Below are 19672 nucleotides of genomic sequence, written 5' to 3' on the forward strand. Positions count from 1 at the left end.
GGCCGTCCGTGGCGCGAGACCCGCGGCCCCGGCGCGCGACGCGGGCCGGGGCGCTGCTGCGCTGGCCGGTGCTCGCCGTCGCCGTCGTCCTCTGGGAGGTGGCGGCCCGCACGCACGACAGCGTCTTCTTCCCGCCCCCGTCACGCATCGCGCGGCACGCCTACGACCTGTGGTTCTCGGGGCCGGTGGGCCACATCTTCCTCACCGACGCCGCGTTCGGCACCATCGGGCCGAGTCTCGGCCGGATGGCTGCCGGTTTCGCGCTCGCGGCCTTCGCCGGGATCGTCCTCGGGGTGGCGCTCGGCCGCTCGCGGCGGGTGTACGCGCTGTGCGATCCGGTGCTGCAGTTCGCGCGGGCCGTCCCGCCGCCCGCCCTGGTCCCGGTCTTCGTCGTGGTCCTCGACTTCGGTACCCCGATGCAGATCACGTCGATCGTGTTCAGCGCGGTGTGGCCGGTGCTCGTGAACAGCGCGGAGGGCGCCCGGAACGTCGATCCGCTGCGTCTGGAGGTCTCGACGGCCCTGCGGCTCACCACGGCGGAACGGCTCGCGTACGTGATCGTGCCGTCCGCGCTGCCCCGCATCTTCGCCGGACTGCGGCTCAGCCTGTCGCTCGCCCTGATCCTCATGGTGTTCTCGGAACTGCTGCCGGGCACCGAGAACGGTATCGGCTTCATCCTCACCGACGCCCAGTCACGTTCCGACCTGCTCACCGTGTGGGCGGCGCTGGCGCTGCTCGGCGTCCTCGGCTACCTGCTCAACACCGGCCTGCTGGTTCTTGAGAGCCGACTGCTCGGCACAGGGAGGGCGCCATGACGACCACCGACGAACCGACACCGATCGGCAGGACGACCACCGTGCTGGACGCGGTCCTCGACCTGCTGCGCGCCACGGGCATGACCACGGTCTTCGGCAATCCGGGCTCCACGGAGCTGCGCATGTTCCGCGACTGGCCCGACGACTTCCGCTACGTCCTCGGGTTGCAGGAGTCCACGGCGGTGGGCATGGCGGCGGGGCACGCCCTGGGCACGGGGCGCGCGGCGTTCGTGAGCCTGCACTCGGCGGGCGGTGTCGGGCACGCGCTCGGCGCCGTCTTCAACGCGTACCGCGACCGGGTGCCTCTCGTGATCGTCGCCGGGCAGCAGGCCCGCTCCCTGATCCAGCTGCGACCGTTCCTCGGCGCCGACGAACCGGCCCAGTTCCCGCGCCCGTACGTACAGTTGTCCCGCCAGCCCGAACGGGCCGCCGACGTCCCGGCCGTGCTCGCCGAGGCGCACCGCGTCGCGATGACGCACCCGCGCGGCCCGGTCTTCGTGTCCGTACCCGAGGACGACTGGGACCGGCCTGCCGCACCGGTCACGCCCCGGTCGGTGCACGCCGACTTCACCGCCGGCCCGGAAGCGCTCGGCGCCCTCGCCGCCCGCCTCGACGCCTGCGCGCGCCCCGCCCTGGTGATCGGGCCGGGGGTGGACGACGAGGGGGCCATGCCCGAGGCGCTCGCGCTGGCCGAGCGGCTCCGCGCGGGCGTCTGGATCAGCCCGCTGTCCGGCCGCTCCGGCTTCCCCGAGTCGCACCCGCTGTTCCAGGGCTTCCTGCCGCCGGTCGCGGGCCAGTTGGCGGCGCGCCTGGAGCCGTACGACGTGGTGGTGGCGCTCGGGGCGCCGGTGTTCACGTACCACGTGGCGGACGACAGCCCGCCGCTGGCGCCGGGCACCGAACTGTTCCACCTGGACTGCGATCCGGCCCAGGCGGCGTGGCTGCCCACGGGCACGAGCCTGCTCACGACGGTGCGCCCGGCGCTCGCCCGACTCACGGCGCTGGTCGGCGCTTCGGACCGCGAGCCCCCGCCGCCGAGGGCCCACCCGAAGCCGGTGAGTGCCTCGGCCAGCGACCACCTCACGCCCGAACTGGTCTTTGACGAACTGCGTCGGCGCCTGCCCCGCGACCGCGTGCTGGTCGAGGAGGCCCCCAGCCACCGCGACGTCCTGCACGCGCGCGTGCCCGTCGATCTCTCCGGCGGCTTCCTCACCACGGGCAGCGGCGCGCTCGGCTGGGGACTGCCGCTGGCCGTCGGCCGGGCGCTCGCCGACCGGCGGCGCGTGGTGTGCGTCCTGGGCGACGGTTCGGCGATGTACTCGGTGCAGGCCGTGTGGACGGCGGCCCGGCACCGGGCGCCGGTCACATTCGTCGTGCTCGACAACGGCGGGTACGGGGCGGTGAGCGCGCTCGGCCGCCGGATCGGCATCGCGCCGGTTCCGGGGACGGACATCGGCGGCATCGAATTCGCGGGCCTCGCCGCCTCGTTCGGCTGCGCCTCCGACTCCGTGGACCGGCCGGAGGACCTGGGCAAGGCCCTCGACCGCGCGGTGTCGCGGCTCGGCGACGAGGACGGCCCGCACCTGCTGCACCTGCGGGTCGCCGGCACCGCGGGCGTGCTCTACGAACCGTGGGCGAGGTGACGGATCCGTATGCTCCGCCTCACCTCGGTCGGCCAGACCTACGGCACCCACCGCGTCCTGCACGACGTGTCCCTGACCGTGCCGGACGGCCAACTGCTGTGCGTCGTGGGTCCGTCGGGGTGCGGGAAGTCGACGCTGCTGCGCACGATCGCGGGCCTGCTCCCCGTCACCGAGGGCACCGTCGCCATCGACGGCACGCCGGTCACCGGCGTGCCCGACCGGCTCGCGATCGTCTTCCAGGACTACGGCCGCTCCCTGCTGCCCTGGCTCTCGGTCCGGGACAACGTGGCACTGCCGCTGCGCCGCCAGGGCCTGAACCGCGCGGACCGGCGGGCCGCGGCCGAGGCCATCCTGGAACGCGTGGGCCTGGAAGCCTCGGCCCGCCGCCACCCCTGGCAGCTCTCCGGCGGCATGCAGCAGCGGGTGGCCATCGCCCGCGCCCTGGTGGTCCGCCCCTCGCTGCTCCTCATGGACGAGCCCTTCGGCTCCCTCGACGCGCAGACCCGCGAGGACCTGGAGGACCTGCTGCTCGACGTCCACCGCACCGACGGCACCACGATCGTGTTCGTCACGCACGACATCGACGAGAGCGTCTACGTCGGCGACCGCGTGGTCGCTCTCTCCCCCGGCCCCGACTCGGGCATCGCCCTCGACCTGCCGGTCAACCTGCCCGCGCGCCGCGACCAGATCGCGACGCGCGGACTGCCCGAGTTCGTGAAGCTGCGGGCGGAGGTGGGGCGGACGGTGCGGACGCCCCGGAGTTGACCGCACGGCCAGTGGCGGCCCGGGGCCGCACCGCGGGTGGCGGGCCGGAGCCGCACGCGGTCCCGGCCCGCCGTCCTGGACGGTGCCGTCAGTCGTTGCCGAGCATCTTCTTCATCTGCGCGATCTCGGCGGTCTGGTCCTTCACCACGTCCTGGCCGAGGCGCACCGCGGGCGCGTAGGCGCCCTTGGTCTGCTCGGTCCTGCCCATGTCGACGGCGCCCTCGTGGTGCTCGACCATCATCTTGAGGAACATCGTGTCGAAGTCGGCGCCGGACGCCTTCTTCAGCTTCGCCATGTCGCCGCTGCTCATCATGCCGGGCATCTCGGAGGAGCCGTGGCCCATGGAACCGTGGCCCGTGTCCCCCATCCCCTTGCTGTCCTTGGGGACCTCCTCGCCCCACGAGGTGAGCCAGCCGGACATCGCCTTGATCTCCGGCGCCTGGGCACCCTCGATCTTCTTCGCGAGGTCCTTGACCTGCTGGGACGAGCCCCGCTCGGCGACGAGCCCGGACATCTCGACCGCCTGGCGGTGGTGCGGGATCATCTGCTTCGCGAAGGCGACGTCCGCGGCGTTGTGCTTCCCGGCCTTGGTCGAGCCGGAGGGCGACGCGGCGGCGGACGGGCTGTGCGACTTCATGGACCCCATGCCGTGGCCGCTGCCGCTGTCACTGTCGCCGCTGCCGCAGGCGGTGAGCACGAGAGCCGCGGCTCCCGCGGTGACGGCGAGGGCGGTGCGGCGGACGGTTCGACGGTTTTTGATCATGCTGAAACTCCTGGAATCGGTTCACTGAGGGACTCGTTGGAACGCGATGCCGGGCGCGCGGACACGCAAATGTGCGGGCATGCAGGAACGCGGGCATGCAGGCGTGCGGGGGCGCCGGATCGCGCGAGTCGCTCTATATCCGCAGGAGTTGAAGTTCGGACAGTGAGGGAGGCGCCCGACCGCCCTCGGTCCCTGTGCCGACCATGCGGGGCCGGACATCGGGGCCTTGGGCGCCGGACACGACATCGGGCAGCAGCGCGGACGTGAGCGCCGGCGCCCCGCCGACGGCGGCCGCGGCACAGGTCGCGTCCGCGTGGTCCATGTGCCCGCCGTGACCGTCGTCGTGTCCGCACGCGGTGGGCGCGGACGCCGAAGGGGTCTGGTGCGCCATGGCACTCATGGCGCCGTGGTGGGCGGAGGTGTCAAGCGCCGGAACGGGTCCGAGCCCGTGCATGCCGAGGATCCCGAACAGCACGGCGCCCACGAGCAGCCCCCAGCACCGCAAGACGCCTTGCGGTCGGGCGGACTGTCGGTACCGGGTCACGCACACATCGTAGACACAAGGCCTTCGGTCGGTACCGCCCCGCCCCCACTCGAGCGCCGCGGGTCAGCGGCTGGTGTAGCCGGCGTCGACGTGGATGACCGAACCGGTCACGTACGAGGACTGGTCGGAGGCGAGCCAGAGGCTGGCCTGGGCGACCTCGCGGGGCTGGCCGAAGCGGCCCAACAGGCTGAGCGCCGGGGCGAATTCCTCCTCGGTCTGCCCGGTCGTCTCCAGGGCGCCGCGCAGCATCGGGGTGTCGATGGCGCCGGGCGCCACGGCGTTGACGCGGATGCCGTGCTCGCCGTTCTCCAACGCGGCCGTCTTGGTCAGTCCGTTGACGCCGTGCTTGGCCGCGACGTACGCCGGGTTCTTCGGCTGCGGGCGGAAGCCGCTGACGGAGGAGATGTTCACGACCGAGCCGCCGTCGCCCTGGCCGATGAGCTGCCGCAGCTCCCACTTGAGGCAGAGGGCGGTGCCCTTGAGGTCGACCGACATGAGGCGGTCCCAGTAGTCCTCGTCGATCTCCGAGGTCAGGTTGTCGTCCGGGGTGAGCGCGGCGTTGTTCACGGCGATGTCGAGTCGGCCGAAGGCGTCGACGGCTGCCTGCACCATCGCCTTGACCTGCGCGCTGTCGGAGATGTCGACCTTGCGGAAGACAGCCGTGCCGCCGGTCGCCGTGATCTCGTCGACGACGGCCCGGCCGCGCTCCTCGTTCATGTCCGCGACGAGCACCTTGGCGCCCGCCTCCGCGAACAGCTTCGCGGTGGCCTCGCCCATGCCCATGGCCGCGCCGGTCACGATCGCGGACTTGCCGTCGAGAACGGGGAACGTCGTGGGGGATGTCATTGCTGCGCACCTTTCCTCGCACCGCGGTCCGCCGTCTGCGGGCCGGGGTGATGTATGTGGTCACCGGCCGCGGCGACCTCGCGCCCCAGCAGGTCGTAGGCCTGCGCGACGCGCGCGGCCAGCTCGGCGGGGCCACCTTCCGTCTCGCGCGCCCAGGCGTGCAGAACGGACCCGAGCACACCGGCCCCGACCTCTACGACGAGGCCGGGGCGGGGATCGAGGGACGGGTCGACGTCCATCCGCCGGGCGAGCACGCGCACCGAATCGGCCTGGGCCTCGGCGCGGATGCGGGCGTAGGCGGCCAGCAGGGCGGGCTCCCGGTCGACGAGCGCGAGCACGGCACGCTCCTTGGGGCGGCCGTGCCCGGCCGGGTGTCCCGCGTCGCCGAGCCAGTCCAGGACGGCGGCGCGGTAGGCGGCCAGCGGGGGTTCGTCGGCGGGGCGGCGGCGCAGTGCGTCGTTGATCCGGAGGCCGTCGGCGCGGGTGAAGTCGAGGGCCGCGTCCTCCTTGTCGGAGAAGTAGCGGCTGAACGTGCGCCGGGTGACATCGGCGCGCTCCACGATCGCCTCGACCCCGAAGCCGTCGAGCCCGCGCTCGAGCACCAGCTCGACGGCCGCGGCGCCGAGCGCCTCGCGCGTGCGACGGGACCTGCGCCGCCGGAGGTCTTCTTCCGGCGGCGCGGTGGCCGGCTTCGTTGCCTTCATGCGTCCAGCGTACTCCTGAATTGTCCCAACGGGACAATTGTTTCAGGCGGTCACTCCCGGCAGGCAGGGTTCAGCGGTCGAGGGGTGCGGCCGCGTGCCCCGGTCGGGCGGCCGAGGTGCGGGTCAGGGCGCCCTGGTTCCGCCGCGCCAGGGACTCGCGGGCGGCCTCGCGCGGGTGCCGGCGGCGCCAGTACGGGTTGTCGTGCGGGAGGCGGCCCGACACCCGGCCGTACATCCCGAAGGTGGCGATGAGCAGACCCATGACGAAGCTGAACATGACGTTGGTCATGCCGAAGCCCAGGAAGTTGGCGGGGCGGTCCAGCACGAAGAGGTGGTAGAAGCCGCTGAGCACGAACAGCAACCCGATGGTCATGTTGAGCGTCGAGGCGACGTTGCCGCCGATCACGGCGCCGCCGATCAGCAGCACGCCCACGACGATCGAGATCACGCTGAGTGCGCCGTTGGTGGACATCCCCGCGATCTTCGTGCCGTCCGTGTCGAACGGGCTGAGCTGGTCGGCGAAGCCGAGAATGCCGAAGACCAGCAGAATGACGCCGCACAGCCCGGCGCCGTAGCGGTACACACGTGCCAGTCGATAGTCGACCGGAAGTTCCTCACTGAGCTTCATGACGTGTCCTCTCCCTTGTCTGAAACGCCCCTCCCGCAACGAAGCAGGTACTCCGTCCGCTCGCGACACCACTTCCGCCGATATGTTCCGATCGGTTGCACCGAGGTCCGAACGGTTGCACCGACGCCCCGGGCGCATCCGGCGCGCGGCGTCGGCACGAAAAACGGGCGGCATCCCGGCAGCCGCGTCCGGGAGCGTCCGCAAGGAGGAACTGTCATGACGGCCCCCCACTGGCTCTTCGGCGACCAGCTCGGACCGCACCACCTCACCGGCCTCGGCGACGCGCCCGTGGTGATGATCGAGGCCCGGTCGGTCTTCCGGCGCCGCCGCTTCCACCGGGCCAAGGCGCACCTGGTGCTGTCCGCCATGCGGCACCGCGCCGCCGAGCTCGGTGACCGGGTCCGGTACGTGCGGGCCGACACCTACCGGGAGGGGCTGCGCGAGGCGGTACCGGGCGGCGGTCCCGTGACGGTGCACCACCCGACCTCGTACGCGGCGCTGCGCCTGGTGACGGCCATGGACGAGGTGGAGGTGCTGCCCGCGCGGGGTTTCCTCGTCCCGCAGGAGGACTTCCGCGCCTGGGCCGACGGGCACGGCGGAAAGCAACTGCGGCAAGAGGACTTCTACCGCTGGGTGCGGCGCTCGCACGAGCTCCTGATGGACGGCGATCAACCGGCCGGCGGGCGGTGGAACCACGACCACGACAACCGCGAGCCCCCGCCCAAGGGGGCCGAGACGCTGGGCGCCCCCGCGCCCTACCGGCCGCGCGAGGACGAGATCGACGAGGAGGTGCGCCGCGACCTGGACCGCTGGGAGCGCGACGGCGACGTGCGGTTCGTCGGCCGGGACGGGCCGCGCCTGTTCCCGGCCTCACGCCGGGAGGCGCTGGCCGCACTGCGCCGCTTCGTCGAGCACCGGCTCGCCGGGTTCGGTCCGCACGAGGACGCGATGCTGGCCGCCGACCCGGTGATGAGCCACAGCCTCCTGTCGTCCTCGCTCAACCTCGGCCTCCTCGACCCGGCGGAGTGCGTGGAGCGCGCCGAGGACGCCTGGCGGGCGGGGAAGGCCCCGGTCTCCAGCGTGGAGGGCTTCGTGCGCCAGGTCGCCGGCTGGCGCGAGTACGTCTGGCAGCTGTACTGGTACTTCGGCGAGAACTACCGGCACCGCAACGCGCTCCGGCACCACGAGCCGCTGCCCGAGTGGTTCCTGGAACTCGACGCCGACGCCGTCCGGGCGCGGTGTCTGGCCACGGCGCTCGCCCAGGTGCGGGACACCGGCTGGACCCACCACATCCCGCGCCTGATGCTGCTCGGCAGTCACGCCCTCCAGCGGGGCTGGGACCCGGAGGCGGTGACGGACTGGTTCCACCGCTGCTTCGTCGACGGCTACGACTGGGTGATGGTGCCCAATGTCGTCGGTATGTCGCAGTACGCGGACGGCGGCCGGATGACGACGAAGCCGTACACGTCCGGCGGCGCCTACGTGCACCGGATGAGCGATCTGTGCAAGGGGTGCGCGTACCGGCCGGGCGACCGGACCGGCGACCGGGCGTGTCCGCTCACCGCCGGGTACTGGGCCTTCCTGCACCGCCACCGGGCGCGCCTGGAGCACAACCCGCGGATGGCGCAGCCGGTGCGCGGACTGGACCGGCTCGCGGACCTCGACGAGCTGCTGCGCCAGGAACACGGGCGCGGCGACGGTGCTCCCTGAGGGTCAGCCCCGCAGGTCGTGCAGTACCTCGCGGGCCGCACGGGCTCCGGAGGCGAGCGCGCCCTGCACCGATCCTGTGGCGCGGTGGTCGCCGCACACGTAGCGGCCCGGCGACACGCGGGTGGTCCGGGTCAGCGGGAGCGGCGGCGTCATGACGGGGAGCGCCTCCTCGATGGTGCGGTGGGTCAGCAGGTCCCAGCCGTCGCTTCCGGTGCCGTAGGCCTCCCCCGCCGCCGCCCTGACCTCGCGCTCCCGGCCGGCCGTGTCCCGGCCGAGGACCGAGGTGGCGACGAGGGCGTGGCCGGGCGGGGCGTATGCGGGGACGACGTCGCTGAGGACGCAGGTGTTGAGGAAGCGGCGCCGCGTGTCCACGAGCAGGGTCGGCTCGCCGAGCGGGGACCGCGGGGCGACGTGGTAGTACGTCGTGACGACGCGACCGGCGGGCGGGGTGACGTCGGGCAGCAGGCCCGAGACGGCGCCGGGTCCGGTGGCGACGACGACGGCGCGCGCGGGGATCTCCCGGTCCCCGGCGGTGAGCACGCCGGTGTCCGTGAGCCCCGCGACGGGCGTTTCGAGGCGCACGACGTACGGGGGCAGGTCCGCCGCGAGGGCTCGCGGGAGCGCCCCGACGCCCGTGGTGGGAAGGCACTGCGTTCCACGCAGCATGCTCCGCCACACGAGGTGGAACATCCGGGCGGACGTCTCCAGCTCGTCCTCCAGGAACACGCCGGACAGGAACGGGCGGAAGAACCGCTCGACGAGTTCGTCGGAGATCCCGGCGTCGGCGAGCGCGGTGCGCGTCGTGGTGTCCGCGGACCGCTTGAGCAGGCGGGGCGGCGCCAGCATGTCGCGGGCGGACAGCACGCCGAGGGCCGCCAGGTCGCGGGGGCCTGCGAGGCGGCCCGGCAGCAGGTCGGGCAGCGTGCGGGGACGGCGGGTGGGATCGCTGAAGCGGAGCCGTCCTTCGGGGCTGTGGATGAGGACTCCGGGGGTGAAGGGCCGCAGGCCGAGGCCCCTCAGCGACACTCTGCGGCGCACCTGCGGATAGGACGTGTTGCAGACCTGGAACCCGCGGTCCACCACGAATCCGTCGACCCGGTCCGAGCGCATCCGGCCGCCCACCGCGTCGCCCGCCTCCAGGACCTGCACGTCGACACCGGCCGACAACAGGTCCCGGGCGCACGCGAGTCCGGCGACACCGGCTCCGACCACGAGCACGTCCGAGCGTCCCTCGGAGTCTCCACCCGCCGACATTCGACCACCTCTTCCGTCCGTTCAAGGTGTTCTCCGGATCGGCCGCGCATGGATGCGCCGCCATCCGTACGGGGCCGTGGACGGCGTGGGTGCGGTGTCAGCGTCCGCGCAGTGCGTTCACCGCGTCGGCGAGGGTGTGCGGATACTCGGCGCCCGCGACCGTCGCGCCCCGCCAGCCGGGTCCTGCGAGCTGGACCACCGGCTTCTGGCGCGCGCCCTTCTGTCCCCAGCTCACGCGCAGGAGGTGCTCGGCGAGCGGTGAGCCGGCCGAGGAGCGCGTCTGGGACCAGAGCATGACCGCCGCCGGGCCGGTGCGGCGCACGGCCTCCGCCAGCGCGTCTGCGGGCACGGCCGCGCCCAGCATCCGCACCGGCCGCCCTTCGAGGGCGAGCGCCGCGTGCATCGCCTCCAGCGGAAGCGTGTGCTGTTCGCCGGGGGTGCAGGCCAGGAGGACGGGTGTGCCCTGTCGGGGGACCCGGCGGTTGTCGAGGTAGGGGGCGCAGCGCAGGGCCGTGGACACGTGCCAGGACAGGAAGTGCTCGACCTCTACGAAGCGGTCGCCGGCGGCCTCCCACTTGCGGCCGACTGCGTGCAGCGTCGGCATCATGAGTTCTTCCCATGTGGCGACGACGCCGTGTTCGCGCAGGAAGCCGTGGAGGCGTTCCTCGACGGTGTCGGCGTCGAGCCGCATCGCGGCGCGGGCGAGTCCGCGGCACTCGGGCCGCACCATGCCGGAGTCGAGGCTGTCGTGCCCGGCGTCCGGAACGTTTCCGTTGCCTTCGGCGGCCGGGGCGGGCGGCGTTTCGTCGAAGAGGGACGCCGCCGCGGGGTTCGCACCGCTTTTGGCGAGGCGCGCGGCCTCGCCCGGCGGTACGCCCTGCGCGGTCAGCCGGCACATCGCCTCCAGCATGGCGACGTCGTCCGGCGACCAGCGCCGGTGGCGGCCTTCGTTCCTGCGCGCCGGGCCGAGGCCGTAGCGCCGGTCCCAGGAGCGCAGCGTGGTGGGCGACACGCCGAGCCGCCGGGCCACGGTGCCCGACGTGACTCCGGCCCCGTCCGTGGCCCCCGCCTGCTCCTCGTCCTTCTGACGCTCCATGTATCCACCATATCGATGCAGGAGCAATGCACCAGTCACGCGTACGCCGTCGCCCCTTTGTCGGCGGGGTTGCGCATCCGGTCGCCCCACCGGCGCGGAACTAAGGGGACAAGCCGCCGGACAGCACCGCACCGTCCCGGCTCCCCCGCCCGACGAAAGTGCGAGGTGTGCCATGACCACGTCACAAAGAGATCCGCACCCACCACCGGAGGACCTCGAACTCGCGGCCCTGAGCCTGGAGTCGTGGCCGCCCGAAAACACGTGGGGACACGAAGAACGGAACATCGACACGGATCACATCCTCGACTGCCCCGTCTGCCTCTCGGCCCTCTGCCGCCTGGTACGCGTGGCGCGGGCCGCGCGATCCGGTCCCGCCTCGCTCGCACGCCCGCCGGCCTCCACTTGGCGGGACATTCGACGCAGACTCTGAAGCAAATCGATGCAACTAAGTTGCAAGTCGTATCCGGCTCCTTTTGTCACGAGAGTGATGTCGCCACCCAACGGCGAAAGGACCGGGCGATGTCTGTCCTCATGATTACGAAGGAAGCCGCAGCACCGGGTACGGGGAACCGGTCGACGCGGCTCGGCCTCAAGGACGGGGTGCGCTCCGGCGAGGAGCACTCCGACACAGACCTGTCCGACCGGGAGTTCTCCCCCGTGGAGGAGTCTCCCGACGAGGAGCTTTCCGACGAGGAACTCGCAGCGGAACTGCGCCGCGGGAACGAAGCCGGACTGGAGGCCATCTACCGCCGCTGGTCGACCCTGGTGCACACCCTCGCCTACCGCTCGCTCGGCGACGCACGCGAGGCCGAGGACGTCACCCAGCAGGTCTTTCTCGCGGCGTGGCGCGGCAGCCGGAACTTCGATCCGCAGCGCGGTCGGCTCGCCGGCTGGCTCGTCGGGATCACCCGTCGCAAGGTGGCCGACACCCTTGGCGCGCGGACGCGGCGGACCGAGCTGATCGGCGCGGCGGGCGCCCAGCTCTCGGTGCGCCGTCCGACACAGGAGAGGGACGTGCAGCGCGTGCTCGACCAGGTGGTCGTCACGCACGAGTTGCAGCGACTGCCCGCGGCGCAGCGCCGCGTACTGGAGCTGACGTTCTACGACGACCTGACGCAGACGCAGATCGCCGAACTCACGGGATGGCCGCTCGGCACCGTCAAGAGCCACGCGCGCCGCGGGATGCTCCGGATGCGGGACCAGCTCCTGGGTACGGACGAGGTGTAAATCCCTTTCATTTCCGCCCGGTTCAACGGCCGCACCCGCACATAGAGTGTCGCCATGGAACCCGAGACGAGTCACGGCGCCGACCGCACACGCACCGTGGTGGCGCTCCCGGGGACGTTCTGCTCGCCGCTGATCTACGACCGGGTCCGCGGCCTGCTCGACGGCCGCTTCGACGTACGCGTGCCCTCCTGGATGACGGACGCCCCCGCCTGCACCGTCGACGACGTGGCGGCGTGGGTCGCCGACTCGCTCCCGGTCGACCGGCCGCCGCGGACTCTGCTGATCGGCCATTCCACCGGCGGCGCGATAGCGCTCCGCCTCGCGCTGACCCGCCCGGACCTCGTGGGCGGGCTCATGCTGATCAACACAGGCCCGGACATGCACGCCCACGGCGACGTCACGGCGCTCATTGAGACCATGGAGCGCGACGGGACCGCCGACGTGGTGCAGGCGGTGCTGGAGCGTTCCTTCCGCACGGCTCCGACAGCCGACGACCGCCGACGGCTGCTGGACTACGGGCGCGGGGCACCCGTCCAGGCAGCCCTGGACATGCTGCGCAGTCAGCACGCCGCCGACTTCAACGCGGAGCTGCCGTCCCTGCGGATGCCGGTCTCGATCGTGCACGGCCGGCACGACCCCGTACGGACCGTCGACGTCGCGCGGGGCATGGCCGCCGCGCTTCCCGATGCCCGCCTGCGCGTGGTCGACGCGGGGCACAGCCCTATGTACGAGACGCCCACCGCCGTGCTCGAGTCCCTTGAGGAACTCGAGCGCCGCGTGGGCGTCCGAGCCGAGACCGTGCGGGACCTCAGCTGAAGGGGACGGCCTCGGCGGCGTCAGCGTGCCAGTTCGTGGCGATGGGCTGGTCGACGACCGCGGTGTCGGGGAGCTTCAGCGAGACGGGGTCGATACCGGTGTCGCCGACAGAGACGATGATCTGCTCGAACTCCTTGCCGCCGTCGTCGTTGCCGGTCTTGGGGTTCACCCCGGCGTAGGCCTTCGTGGAACCGGAGAGCTTGATCGTGTCGCTCACCGACTGCTCGGCCGGGGACGCGTGCGTGTCGGCAGCGGAGCCGAAGGCGACGGCGGCGGTCTTGCCCTCCAGGTAGCAGGTGATGCCCGGCTTGGCCTTCGCGGTCAGCAGGTAGTAGCCGCCCGCCTGCGACTCGACGCCGACGGTGAAGTCCAGGTCATTGGTGCCGCAGGACTGACCGACCTCGCTCTTCTTCCCGGCGGTGCCGGAGGCCTTGGCGCCACTGCCGCTGTTCTTCTGCTCGGTCCCGGCGCCCGCCCCGCTGCCCGCGTCGTCCGCGCTCTGCGTGCCGGTCTTCGCGTCGGCGGCCTGCGCGTCGGACTTCGCGCCGGCCTTGGCGTCGGACGACGCGCTCCGGTCGGCGCTCGCGCTGTCCGTGCCTCCGGAGGAGCACGCGGTGGCGGCCGCGGACAAGGACAGCGCGGCCACGGCGGCGAGGACGATACGGCTGGAACGGTTCTTCAGACGTGCGGACATGGTGGGCTCCCCGTTGATGACTGGTCAGGTCGACGACTGGTCAGGTCGTTGTCCCCTGACCCTAAAGCGAGGCGCATCCTCGGCCGATCTTGACACCGTCCGGGTTCTGTAACACCGGCTTACGGAGCCAACCGCTCCCGAATGCCGTCGAAGTGGGTGCGCATCGCCGTTGCCGCCCGGGGCCCGTCGCCCGCGGCCAGGGCGTCGACGATCGCCTTGTGGTGGGCGGCGGTGATCGCGCCCACCTGATGGCTGTCGCCGATGTCGTCACGGACCTGGTCCATGGCCGCCCAGAACGCGTCGAGCACCTCGCTGAGCAGGTAGTTGTCGAGCGAGCGGTAGAGCGCCACATGGAAGGCCCGGTCCGTGGCCCGCGCGACGCGCCCCGTCTCGGCCTCCTTCTCCATGTCCGCGACGATCCCGCGCAGCGTGTCCAGGTCCTCCGCGGGCACGGACGCCGCGACGCTCTCGATCAGTCCGGCCTCCAACGCCTCGCGCACCCGCATGAGTTCGTACAGACTCGGCTCCCCGTTGCGGTGCCGCACCGCCGCACGGAACGCGAGGCCCTTGACGAACGGATCGAGGGAGAGCGAGCCGACGAAGGTGCCGGAGCCGCGCCGGATCTCGATGACGTGCAGGGCCTGCAGTGCCTTGAGCGCCTCGCGCAGCGAGACCCGGCTGACGTCGAAGAGCTCCGCCAGCTCACCCTCGGGCGGCAGCGGACTGCCCGGCGCGAGACCACGCTCCAGGATCAGCTGCTTGATGCGTTCCTGCACGTCCGCGGTCAGCGTGGAGCGGGCCACCGACGCCTCCTTCCGATCGGTCCGGGCCCGGCGGCCCGGCGGTACTTCCCGGCACTGTCTGCCGGTGCTGCTTCCCGGCGTGAATCCCGGGTGTGACTCACGACGCTCTTGACCTCCGGCGCCTCGCTGAGTCTATGGTGACGCATGACGTAAGACATCTTACGTCTTACCTCGTGGCCGTTCGCAGGCCACGCCTCCGCAGCAGCACTGGAGCAGCACCCATGCCTCTCACCAGCCCCCTCCGCGGGGTCGTCCCGCCCGTCGTTACGCCGCTCGACGCGCAGGGCGACGTCGACACCGCCTCTCTGACCCGGCTCGTCGAGCACCTTGTCGACGGGGGTGTGCACGGACTGTTCGCGCTGGGCTCGACGAGCGAGGTCGCCTACCTCACCGACGCGCAGCGCGCCACGGCCCTGGCGACGGTCGTCCGCGCCGCCGCCGGTCGCGTGCCGGTGCTCGCCGGCGTCATCGACACCACCACGCCGCGCGTCCTCGACCACGCCGCGAAGGCGGCGGAGCTGGGCGCCGACGGGCTCGTGGCCACCGCGCCGTTCTACACGCGCACCCACCCGCTGGAGATCGCCCGGCACTTCCGGCGGATCCGCGCGGGCGTCGACCTGCCGCTGTTCGCGTACGACCTGCCGGTGTCGGTGCACAGCAAGCTGTCCGCCGCGCTGCTGCTTGAGCTGGCGCAGGACGGCACGCTGGCGGGCGTCAAGGACAGCAGCGGCGACGAGGGCGGGCTGCGGCGGCTGATCGTCGAGCTGGGCGGCAAGCACGGCCGGGAGTCCGGGCCCGCACCCGACTTCAGCGTCCTCACCGGCTCCGAACTCACCGTGGACGCCGCCCTGCTGGCAGGCGTGGACGGCGTCGTACCGGGCATCGGCAACGTCGACCCCGCCGCGTACGTACGTCTCTACGAGGCCGCCCGCGCCGGTGACTGGGATCTGGCCGCCAGGGAGCAGGAGCGGCTCGTCGAGCTCTTCGGCATCGTCGATGTCGGGCCCGAGGGCGACATGGGCCGCAGCTCGTCGGCGCTCGGTTCCTTCAAGGGCGCCCTGCGGCTGCTGGGTGTCATCGACAACGGCGACACCGCGTTCCCGCAGATCCAACTGGGCGAGGCGTCCGTCGAGCGCATCACCGTGCGCCTGCGGGCCGCCGGACTCCCGCCGGTCCGATGAGCACCGCGTCCGGTCCCGTCATCGGGCTCGACCTGGGCGGCACGAAGATCGACGCCGCCCTGGTGGGCCCGGACGGGGCCGTGCTCGACCGGCACACGAGGCCGACTCCCGCCACCGAAGGGCCCGTTGCCGTGCTCGACGCCCTCGGCGAGGCCGCGCGGGCCGTCGACCACGGCGCGCGGGCCGTGGGTGTCGCGGCGGCCGGTGTCGTCGACCCGCGTACCGGCATGGTGACCGCCTCGACCGACACGATCCTCGGGTGGGCGGGCACCGCACTCGGCGCCGGCCTCGCGGAGCGCACCGGGCTCCCGGTCGCCTGCGACAACGACGTACGGGCCACGGCGGGCCCCGAGCTCGCCGCGCTCGGCGACGACGCGACGCTGCTGTTCGTCGCCGTGGGCACGGGGGTCGGGGGCGCCGTCGCCGCGAACGGGCGGATGCTGCACGGCGTGGCGGGCGTCGCCGGACACCTCGGGCATCTGCCCAGCTCCGAGGCCGCGGGGCTGCCGTGTACCTGCGGCGCGACGGGCCATCTGGAGGCCGTCGCCTCGGGGCCCGGCATCACGGCCCTGTACGAGCGGCTCTCCGGGAGCCGGGTCGACCGGCTGCAGACCGTCGCGGAACGGGCGGCCGCCGGGGACACCGACGCGATCCGCGCGATCACCATCGGGGCCACGGCGACCGGTCGCGCACTCGGCGGCCTCGCCAACGCGCTCGGCCCCGACCGCGTCGTGGTCGCGGGCGGCGTGCCCCGGATCGGCCCCCTGTACCGGGACGCACTGGACCGCGCCTTCACGGGCGAACTCCTGCCGCTGCTAGAGGACTTGAGGCCGTCGGCGCCCAGGCACGGAGCCGACGCAGCGGTGCTCGGCGCGGCGGCGCTCACCACGACCGCACCCCTCCACCACCCCCGCACACAGCAACAGAAGCGGAAGCAGAACCACTGATGACCACCCCCGACCTCCCCTCCCCCACGGCGCTCACCGCCCTCACCGAGGCCCTTGCCGGCCGGCTGATCGTGTCCTGCCAGGCCCCGCCCGGCGACCCGATGCGGGACACCGACACCCTCGTCCGTCTCGCGCGGTCCGCCGTCGCGGGCGGCGCGGCGGGCATCCGCGCCAACGAACCCGAGGTGGTGGCCGCGATCCGCGCGGCCGTCGACCTTCCCCTGGTCGGCCTGTGGAAGGACGGCGACACCGGTGTCTACATCACGCCGACCGTCCGGCACGCCGTGGCGGTCGCCGAGGCCGGCGCCGATGTCGTCGCCATCGACGCCACGGACCGTCCGCGCCCCGACGGCAGCACGTTCGCGGCGGCGGCCGAGGCCGTGCACGCGGCGGGCGCGTGGGTGATGGCCGACGTCGCCACCCTCGCCGAGGGGGTGGCCGCGGCGGCCGAGGGCGCCGACCTGGTGTCCACCACCCTGTCCGGCTACGTCCCCGGCTCCACGAAGCAGGACGGCCCCGACCTCGACCTCGTGGCCGAGCTCGCCGCCGCCCTCGACGTCCCCGTGGTCGCCGAGGGCCGCATCCGCACCCCGCGGGAGGCCGCCGGGGCGCTCGACCGCGGCGCCCACAGTGTCGTCGTCGGCACAGCCATCACCGCGCCCACCGCACTGACCGGTCAATTCGTCGCAGGACTCACCAAGCGCTGACACGCCACCGCCCGCGGCCCGTGCTCAACGCCGAGGCGGTCCGACAAACTGGAGACATCGTGCGCAACACAACCCACGACTCACGCCCTTGGTACCGCGAGGTGACCGGTACCCAGTGGAAGTCGTTCTTCGCCGCCTGGGTCGGCTATGTCCTGGACGGCTTCGACTTCGTCCTGATCACTCTCGTCCTCACGGAGATCAGTGACGACTTCGGGCTGAGCACGGTGCAGGGCGCCAGCCTGGTGTCCGCCGCGTTCATCACCCGGTGGATCGGCGGCGCCGTGCTCGGTGCCCTCGGCGACCGCTACGGGCGCAAGCTGTCGATGGTGGTCAGCATCCTGCTGTACTCGCTCGGCACCTTCGCCTGCGGTTTCGCCTGGGACTACACGAGCCTGTTCGTCGCCCGGCTCGCCATCGGCATGGGCATGGCCGGTGAGTACAGCGCGAGCGCGACGTACGCGATGGAGAGCTGGCCCGCGCGGCTGCGCAACCGGGCGAGCGGCTTCCTGATCTCCGGTTTCTCGGTCGGCTCGGTCCTGGCCGCCGAGGTGTACAAGTGGGTGGTGCCCGCGCTGGGCTGGCGGTGGATGTTCTACCTCGGGATCATCCCGATCGTCGTCGCCCTGTGGCTGCGCCGGGCGCTGCCGGAGGCGGCCGAGTGGAGCGAGACGGTCGAGCAGAAGGCGACGAAGCCCAACCCCTTCCGCCCGCTCTTCGCGACGCCGGCCCGGGCGACCACCAACCTCGTCCTCACGGTCGCCGCGACGGTCACCCTGTTCGCGGTGTTCACCCCGGTGGGGGCGGGGTACGTGCCCGTGCTCTCGGTCGTCGCGGGTGTCAGCCTGATCGCACTGGCGGCGCAGCTCGGCGGGCGGCGCAACTGGACGCTGTACGTGGCGATGACCGTGACGGTGTTCTTCGCGTTCCTCTACACCTGGCCGATCCAGGCACTGCTGCCGACGTACCTCAAGACGGACCTCGGCTACTCCCCCGACCAGGTCAGCAACGCGATGTTCTTCGCGGGCTTCGGCACGATGGCGGGCTGCTGGCTGGCCGGCTTCGTCGGCGACTGGATCGGCACGAAGAAGGCATACGCGTTCACGTTGATCGCGTCGATGGTGTTCGTCTTCCCGGTGTTCGCGGTCAAGGACAACCTGCTCCTCCTTGGCGCCCTCCTCTTCGTCCTCCAGGGCCTCAGCTTCGGCATCTCCGGACTGCTGCCGCGCTACATCGGCGGCCACTTCCCGACGGCGAACCGCGCGGCGGCGCTCGGCTTCACGTACAACGTGGGTGCGCTGGGCGGCGCCGTGGCCCCGGTCCTGGGCGCCTCCCTGGCCGACGGAATGCCGCTGGGCCGGGCCCTCGCAGTGCTCACCTTCGCGGGCACCATCATCGTCGTCGCCCTTGTCGGCCTCGACGTCCCGGCCCGCCTCAACCGCCTGACCGACCCGGACGCGACGCACGACCACCTGGCTCCCGAACCGCCGGCCCCGGTGGCCGACACCCCGCAGCCGAACGGGGCGGGCAGGTCCTGAGGGCGAGCGCCCGCAGGGACGTGCGCCCCGGACGCCCCCGCGGGCCGGTGTCACCACACCGGGCGCAGCGGGGGAATCGCGTCGCCGGTGAACGCGCGGATGATGGCGGCCAGTTCGGCCCGCGGCACCTCGCGGCCCGCCTCGCGGAGCCGCTCGGCCAACTGCGCCTCCAGGTCGTGCAGGATCCCGCCGGCGACGGCGAGGTGTTTCGTGGCCTTGTCGGTCAGGACGACGAGCTTGCGGCGCCCGCCCGCGGGGTGCGGTTGGCGTGCCACGTACCCCCGTTTCTCCAGGTCGTCGATGATCTGGCCGGCGGCCTGTTTGGTGACCCCGAGGGTCTCGGCGAGTTCGCTGCTGGTGGCACCGGAGTTCTTGAGCGCCTGGAAGACGAGGCCGTGCACGGGGCGCAGGTCCGCGTATCCGGCGGCGTCGACGCGGCTCACGAACTCGGTGAGCACCAACTGGAAGGCCATGCCGAGCAGGAAGGTGAGTTCGGTGCGCTCGAGCGGGTCCGGGGTCTCCATGTCCTCATCTTGACACACATGAATAAAGTGGCTTTACTCACGGCGAGTAAAGTCACTTTACATGCCGGGAGCAGGAGGAATCATGAGCGTGATCAGTGGGAGCGAACAGCGGACGACCAGGACGCCCGCCGGTTCTATGGTCGGCCTCGCGGCCCCGAGTCAGGGCAGCACCGAAGTCAGCACGTGGCGGGTGGAGCTGGGCGCCGGCGCGAGTACGCCGGTGCACATCATCGACCGTGAGCAGGTATGGATGCCGCTCTCGGGCGAGTTCAGGGTCGAGATCGAGGGCAGGACCGATCGGGCGGGGGCAGGTCAGGCCGTCGTGCTGCCCGCTGGCGCGGTGCGGCAGTTGACGGCGGTGGGCGGCGCGGCGGAGGCACTGGTCGCCATGCCGGTCGGCGGCAAGGCGATGATGCCCGGCAGCGAGGACAGGATCCCGCTGCCGTGGGCCGAGTGAGAGGCGGGCCGTT

The 19672-nt window shown here is 72.5% G+C and carries 21 protein-coding genes; 11 read left to right on the forward strand and 10 right to left on the reverse strand.

Going from position 1 to position 19672, the window contains the following annotated elements; translation table 11 throughout:
• The first annotated feature begins 8 nt into the window (after positions 1–8).
• Genes ACY34M_RS16765 through ACY34M_RS16775 form a run of 3 tightly spaced genes read left to right on the forward strand, consistent with a single transcriptional unit; the run spans position 9 to position 3223 of the window.
• Entirely contained in the window at positions 9–815 is an 807-nt protein-coding gene (locus ACY34M_RS16765; RefSeq protein ID WP_462716964.1) for an ABC transporter permease, read from the forward strand.
• Positions 812–2458: a benzoylformate decarboxylase gene (gene mdlC / locus ACY34M_RS16770; RefSeq protein ID WP_462716963.1), complete on the forward strand. Its 1647-nt coding sequence runs from the start codon at positions 812–814 to the stop codon at positions 2456–2458. The genes ACY34M_RS16765 and mdlC overlap by 4 nt, the downstream gene beginning before the upstream one ends.
• 9 nt (positions 2459–2467) lie before the next feature.
• Positions 2468–3223, forward strand: a complete 756-nt coding sequence (locus ACY34M_RS16775; RefSeq protein WP_462716962.1) for an ABC transporter ATP-binding protein — start codon at positions 2468–2470, stop codon at positions 3221–3223.
• Positions 3224–3311: 88 nt separating this feature from the next.
• Here ACY34M_RS16775 and ACY34M_RS16780 read toward each other — a convergent pair whose 3' ends face one another.
• The 5 genes from ACY34M_RS16780 to ACY34M_RS16800 all read right to left on the reverse strand — a co-directional run bounded on the left by ACY34M_RS16780 (position 3312) and on the right by ACY34M_RS16800 (position 6708).
• Complete coding sequence (locus ACY34M_RS16780; protein ID WP_462716961.1) at positions 3312–3986, reverse strand: DUF305 domain-containing protein; 675 nt, start codon at positions 3984–3986, stop codon at positions 3312–3314.
• Positions 3987–4119: 133 nt separating this feature from the next.
• On the reverse strand, positions 4120–4530 hold the full coding sequence (locus tag ACY34M_RS16785; protein WP_462716960.1) for a DUF6153 family protein: 411 nt from the start codon (positions 4528–4530) through the stop codon (positions 4120–4122).
• Positions 4531–4593: 63 nt separating this feature from the next.
• On the reverse strand, positions 4594–5376 hold the full coding sequence (locus tag ACY34M_RS16790; protein WP_462716959.1) for an SDR family NAD(P)-dependent oxidoreductase: 783 nt from the start codon (positions 5374–5376) through the stop codon (positions 4594–4596).
• Positions 5373–6080 carry a TetR family transcriptional regulator gene (locus ACY34M_RS16795; protein ID WP_462716958.1) on the reverse strand — a complete coding sequence of 236 codons (708 nt, stop codon included), beginning with the start codon at positions 6078–6080 and terminating at the stop codon, positions 5373–5375. The genes ACY34M_RS16790 and ACY34M_RS16795 overlap by 4 nt, the downstream gene beginning before the upstream one ends.
• 70 nt (positions 6081–6150) lie before the next feature.
• Positions 6151–6708, reverse strand: coding sequence for a DUF4383 domain-containing protein (locus ACY34M_RS16800; RefSeq protein ID WP_462716957.1), 558 nt, complete (start codon positions 6706–6708; stop codon positions 6151–6153).
• Between the two features lie 216 nt (positions 6709–6924).
• On the opposite strand from ACY34M_RS16800, the gene ACY34M_RS16805 reads away from it, so the two are divergent.
• Positions 6925–8418, forward strand: coding sequence for a cryptochrome/photolyase family protein (locus ACY34M_RS16805; RefSeq protein ID WP_462716956.1), 1494 nt, complete (start codon positions 6925–6927; stop codon positions 8416–8418).
• 3 nt (positions 8419–8421) lie between these two features.
• Here the strand turns inward: ACY34M_RS16805 and ACY34M_RS16810 are convergent, their stop codons facing one another.
• Entirely contained in the window at positions 8422–9672 is a 1251-nt protein-coding gene (locus ACY34M_RS16810; RefSeq protein WP_462716955.1) for an NAD(P)/FAD-dependent oxidoreductase, read from the reverse strand.
• A 97-nt stretch (positions 9673–9769) separates the two neighbouring features.
• A complete protein-coding gene (locus ACY34M_RS16815) occupies positions 9770–10768 on the reverse strand; it encodes a MerR family transcriptional regulator (protein ID WP_462716954.1) in 999 nt (332 codons plus the stop codon).
• Between the two features lie 519 nt (positions 10769–11287).
• Here ACY34M_RS16815 and ACY34M_RS16820 point away from each other — a divergent pair.
• A complete protein-coding gene (locus ACY34M_RS16820; RefSeq protein WP_462716953.1) occupies positions 11288–11995 on the forward strand; it encodes a sigma-70 family RNA polymerase sigma factor in 708 nt (235 codons plus the stop codon).
• A 54-nt stretch (positions 11996–12049) separates the two neighbouring features.
• The gene (locus ACY34M_RS16825; protein WP_462716952.1) at positions 12050–12811 is read left to right on the forward strand and encodes an alpha/beta fold hydrolase; all 762 of its coding nucleotides are present in this window, start codon (positions 12050–12052) and stop codon (positions 12809–12811) included.
• Here the strand turns inward: ACY34M_RS16825 and ACY34M_RS16830 are convergent.
• On the reverse strand, positions 12804–13505 hold the full coding sequence (locus ACY34M_RS16830) for a DUF4232 domain-containing protein (protein WP_462716951.1): 702 nt from the start codon (positions 13503–13505) through the stop codon (positions 12804–12806). The genes ACY34M_RS16825 and ACY34M_RS16830 overlap by 8 nt on opposite strands.
• 119 nt (positions 13506–13624) lie before the next feature.
• Entirely contained in the window at positions 13625–14308 is a 684-nt protein-coding gene (locus ACY34M_RS16835; RefSeq protein WP_462716950.1) for a FadR/GntR family transcriptional regulator, read from the reverse strand.
• A 221-nt stretch (positions 14309–14529) separates the two neighbouring features.
• On the opposite strand from ACY34M_RS16835, the gene ACY34M_RS16840 reads away from it, so the two are divergent.
• The 4 genes from ACY34M_RS16840 to ACY34M_RS16855 are packed head-to-tail and all read left to right on the forward strand — an operon-like array spanning position 14530 to position 18678.
• Positions 14530–15489, forward strand: a complete 960-nt coding sequence (locus ACY34M_RS16840) for a dihydrodipicolinate synthase family protein (RefSeq protein ID WP_462716949.1) — start codon at positions 14530–14532, stop codon at positions 15487–15489.
• Positions 15486–16436 (forward strand): ROK family protein, encoded by a 951-nt coding sequence (locus ACY34M_RS16845; RefSeq protein WP_462716948.1) that lies wholly within the window; start codon positions 15486–15488, stop codon positions 16434–16436. Before ACY34M_RS16840 ends, ACY34M_RS16845 begins: the two co-directional genes overlap by 4 nt.
• On the forward strand, positions 16436–17143 hold the full coding sequence (locus tag ACY34M_RS16850; RefSeq protein ID WP_462716947.1) for an N-acetylmannosamine-6-phosphate 2-epimerase: 708 nt from the start codon (positions 16436–16438) through the stop codon (positions 17141–17143). The genes ACY34M_RS16845 and ACY34M_RS16850 overlap by 1 nt, the downstream gene beginning before the upstream one ends.
• 59 nt (positions 17144–17202) lie before the next feature.
• A complete protein-coding gene (locus ACY34M_RS16855) occupies positions 17203–18678 on the forward strand; it encodes a sialate:H+ symport family MFS transporter (RefSeq protein WP_462716946.1) in 1476 nt (491 codons plus the stop codon).
• A 50-nt stretch (positions 18679–18728) separates the two neighbouring features.
• Here the strand turns inward: ACY34M_RS16855 and ACY34M_RS16860 are convergent, their stop codons facing one another.
• Positions 18729–19202 carry a MarR family winged helix-turn-helix transcriptional regulator gene (locus ACY34M_RS16860; protein WP_462716945.1) on the reverse strand — a complete coding sequence of 158 codons (474 nt, stop codon included), beginning with the start codon at positions 19200–19202 and terminating at the stop codon, positions 18729–18731.
• An 82-nt stretch (positions 19203–19284) separates the two neighbouring features.
• On the opposite strand from ACY34M_RS16860, the gene ACY34M_RS16865 reads away from it, so the two are divergent.
• The gene (locus ACY34M_RS16865; protein ID WP_462716944.1) at positions 19285–19659 is read left to right on the forward strand and encodes a cupin domain-containing protein; all 375 of its coding nucleotides are present in this window, start codon (positions 19285–19287) and stop codon (positions 19657–19659) included.
• Positions 19660–19672 lie beyond the last annotated feature (13 nt).

Source organism: Streptomyces sp. EDA2-14, assembly GCF_054963755.1.

Excerpts from the sequence above, each read along its gene's own strand:
- ACY34M_RS16830 (WP_462716951.1), bottom strand. The coding sequence starts at position 13,505 with ATGTCCGCACGTCTGAAGAACCGTTCCAGCCGTATCGTCCTCGCCGCC.
- ACY34M_RS16820 (WP_462716953.1), top strand. The coding sequence starts at position 11,288 with ATGTCTGTCCTCATGATTACGAAGGAAGCCGCAGCACCGGGTACGGGG.
- ACY34M_RS16825 (WP_462716952.1), top strand. The coding sequence starts at position 12,050 with ATGGAACCCGAGACGAGTCACGGCGCCGACCGCACACGCACCGTGGTG.
- ACY34M_RS16840 (WP_462716949.1), top strand. The coding sequence starts at position 14,530 with ATGCCTCTCACCAGCCCCCTCCGCGGGGTCGTCCCGCCCGTCGTTACG.
- ACY34M_RS16805 (WP_462716956.1), top strand. The coding sequence starts at position 6,925 with ATGACGGCCCCCCACTGGCTCTTCGGCGACCAGCTCGGACCGCACCAC.
- ACY34M_RS16790 (WP_462716959.1), bottom strand. The coding sequence starts at position 5,376 with ATGACATCCCCCACGACGTTCCCCGTTCTCGACGGCAAGTCCGCGATC.
- ACY34M_RS16865 (WP_462716944.1), top strand. The coding sequence starts at position 19,285 with ATGAGCGTGATCAGTGGGAGCGAACAGCGGACGACCAGGACGCCCGCC.
- ACY34M_RS16810 (WP_462716955.1), bottom strand. The coding sequence starts at position 9,672 with ATGTCGGCGGGTGGAGACTCCGAGGGACGCTCGGACGTGCTCGTGGTC.
- ACY34M_RS16795 (WP_462716958.1), bottom strand. The coding sequence starts at position 6,080 with ATGAAGGCAACGAAGCCGGCCACCGCGCCGCCGGAAGAAGACCTCCGG.
- ACY34M_RS16850 (WP_462716947.1), top strand. The coding sequence starts at position 16,436 with ATGACCACCCCCGACCTCCCCTCCCCCACGGCGCTCACCGCCCTCACC.
- ACY34M_RS16845 (WP_462716948.1), top strand. The coding sequence starts at position 15,486 with ATGAGCACCGCGTCCGGTCCCGTCATCGGGCTCGACCTGGGCGGCACG.
- ACY34M_RS16860 (WP_462716945.1), bottom strand. The coding sequence starts at position 19,202 with ATGGAGACCCCGGACCCGCTCGAGCGCACCGAACTCACCTTCCTGCTC.
- ACY34M_RS16775 (WP_462716962.1), top strand. The coding sequence starts at position 2,468 with ATGCTCCGCCTCACCTCGGTCGGCCAGACCTACGGCACCCACCGCGTC.
- ACY34M_RS16800 (WP_462716957.1), bottom strand. The coding sequence starts at position 6,708 with ATGAAGCTCAGTGAGGAACTTCCGGTCGACTATCGACTGGCACGTGTG.
- ACY34M_RS16815 (WP_462716954.1), bottom strand. The coding sequence starts at position 10,768 with ATGGAGCGTCAGAAGGACGAGGAGCAGGCGGGGGCCACGGACGGGGCC.
- ACY34M_RS16780 (WP_462716961.1), bottom strand. The coding sequence starts at position 3,986 with ATGATCAAAAACCGTCGAACCGTCCGCCGCACCGCCCTCGCCGTCACC.
- mdlC (WP_462716963.1), top strand. The coding sequence starts at position 812 with ATGACGACCACCGACGAACCGACACCGATCGGCAGGACGACCACCGTG.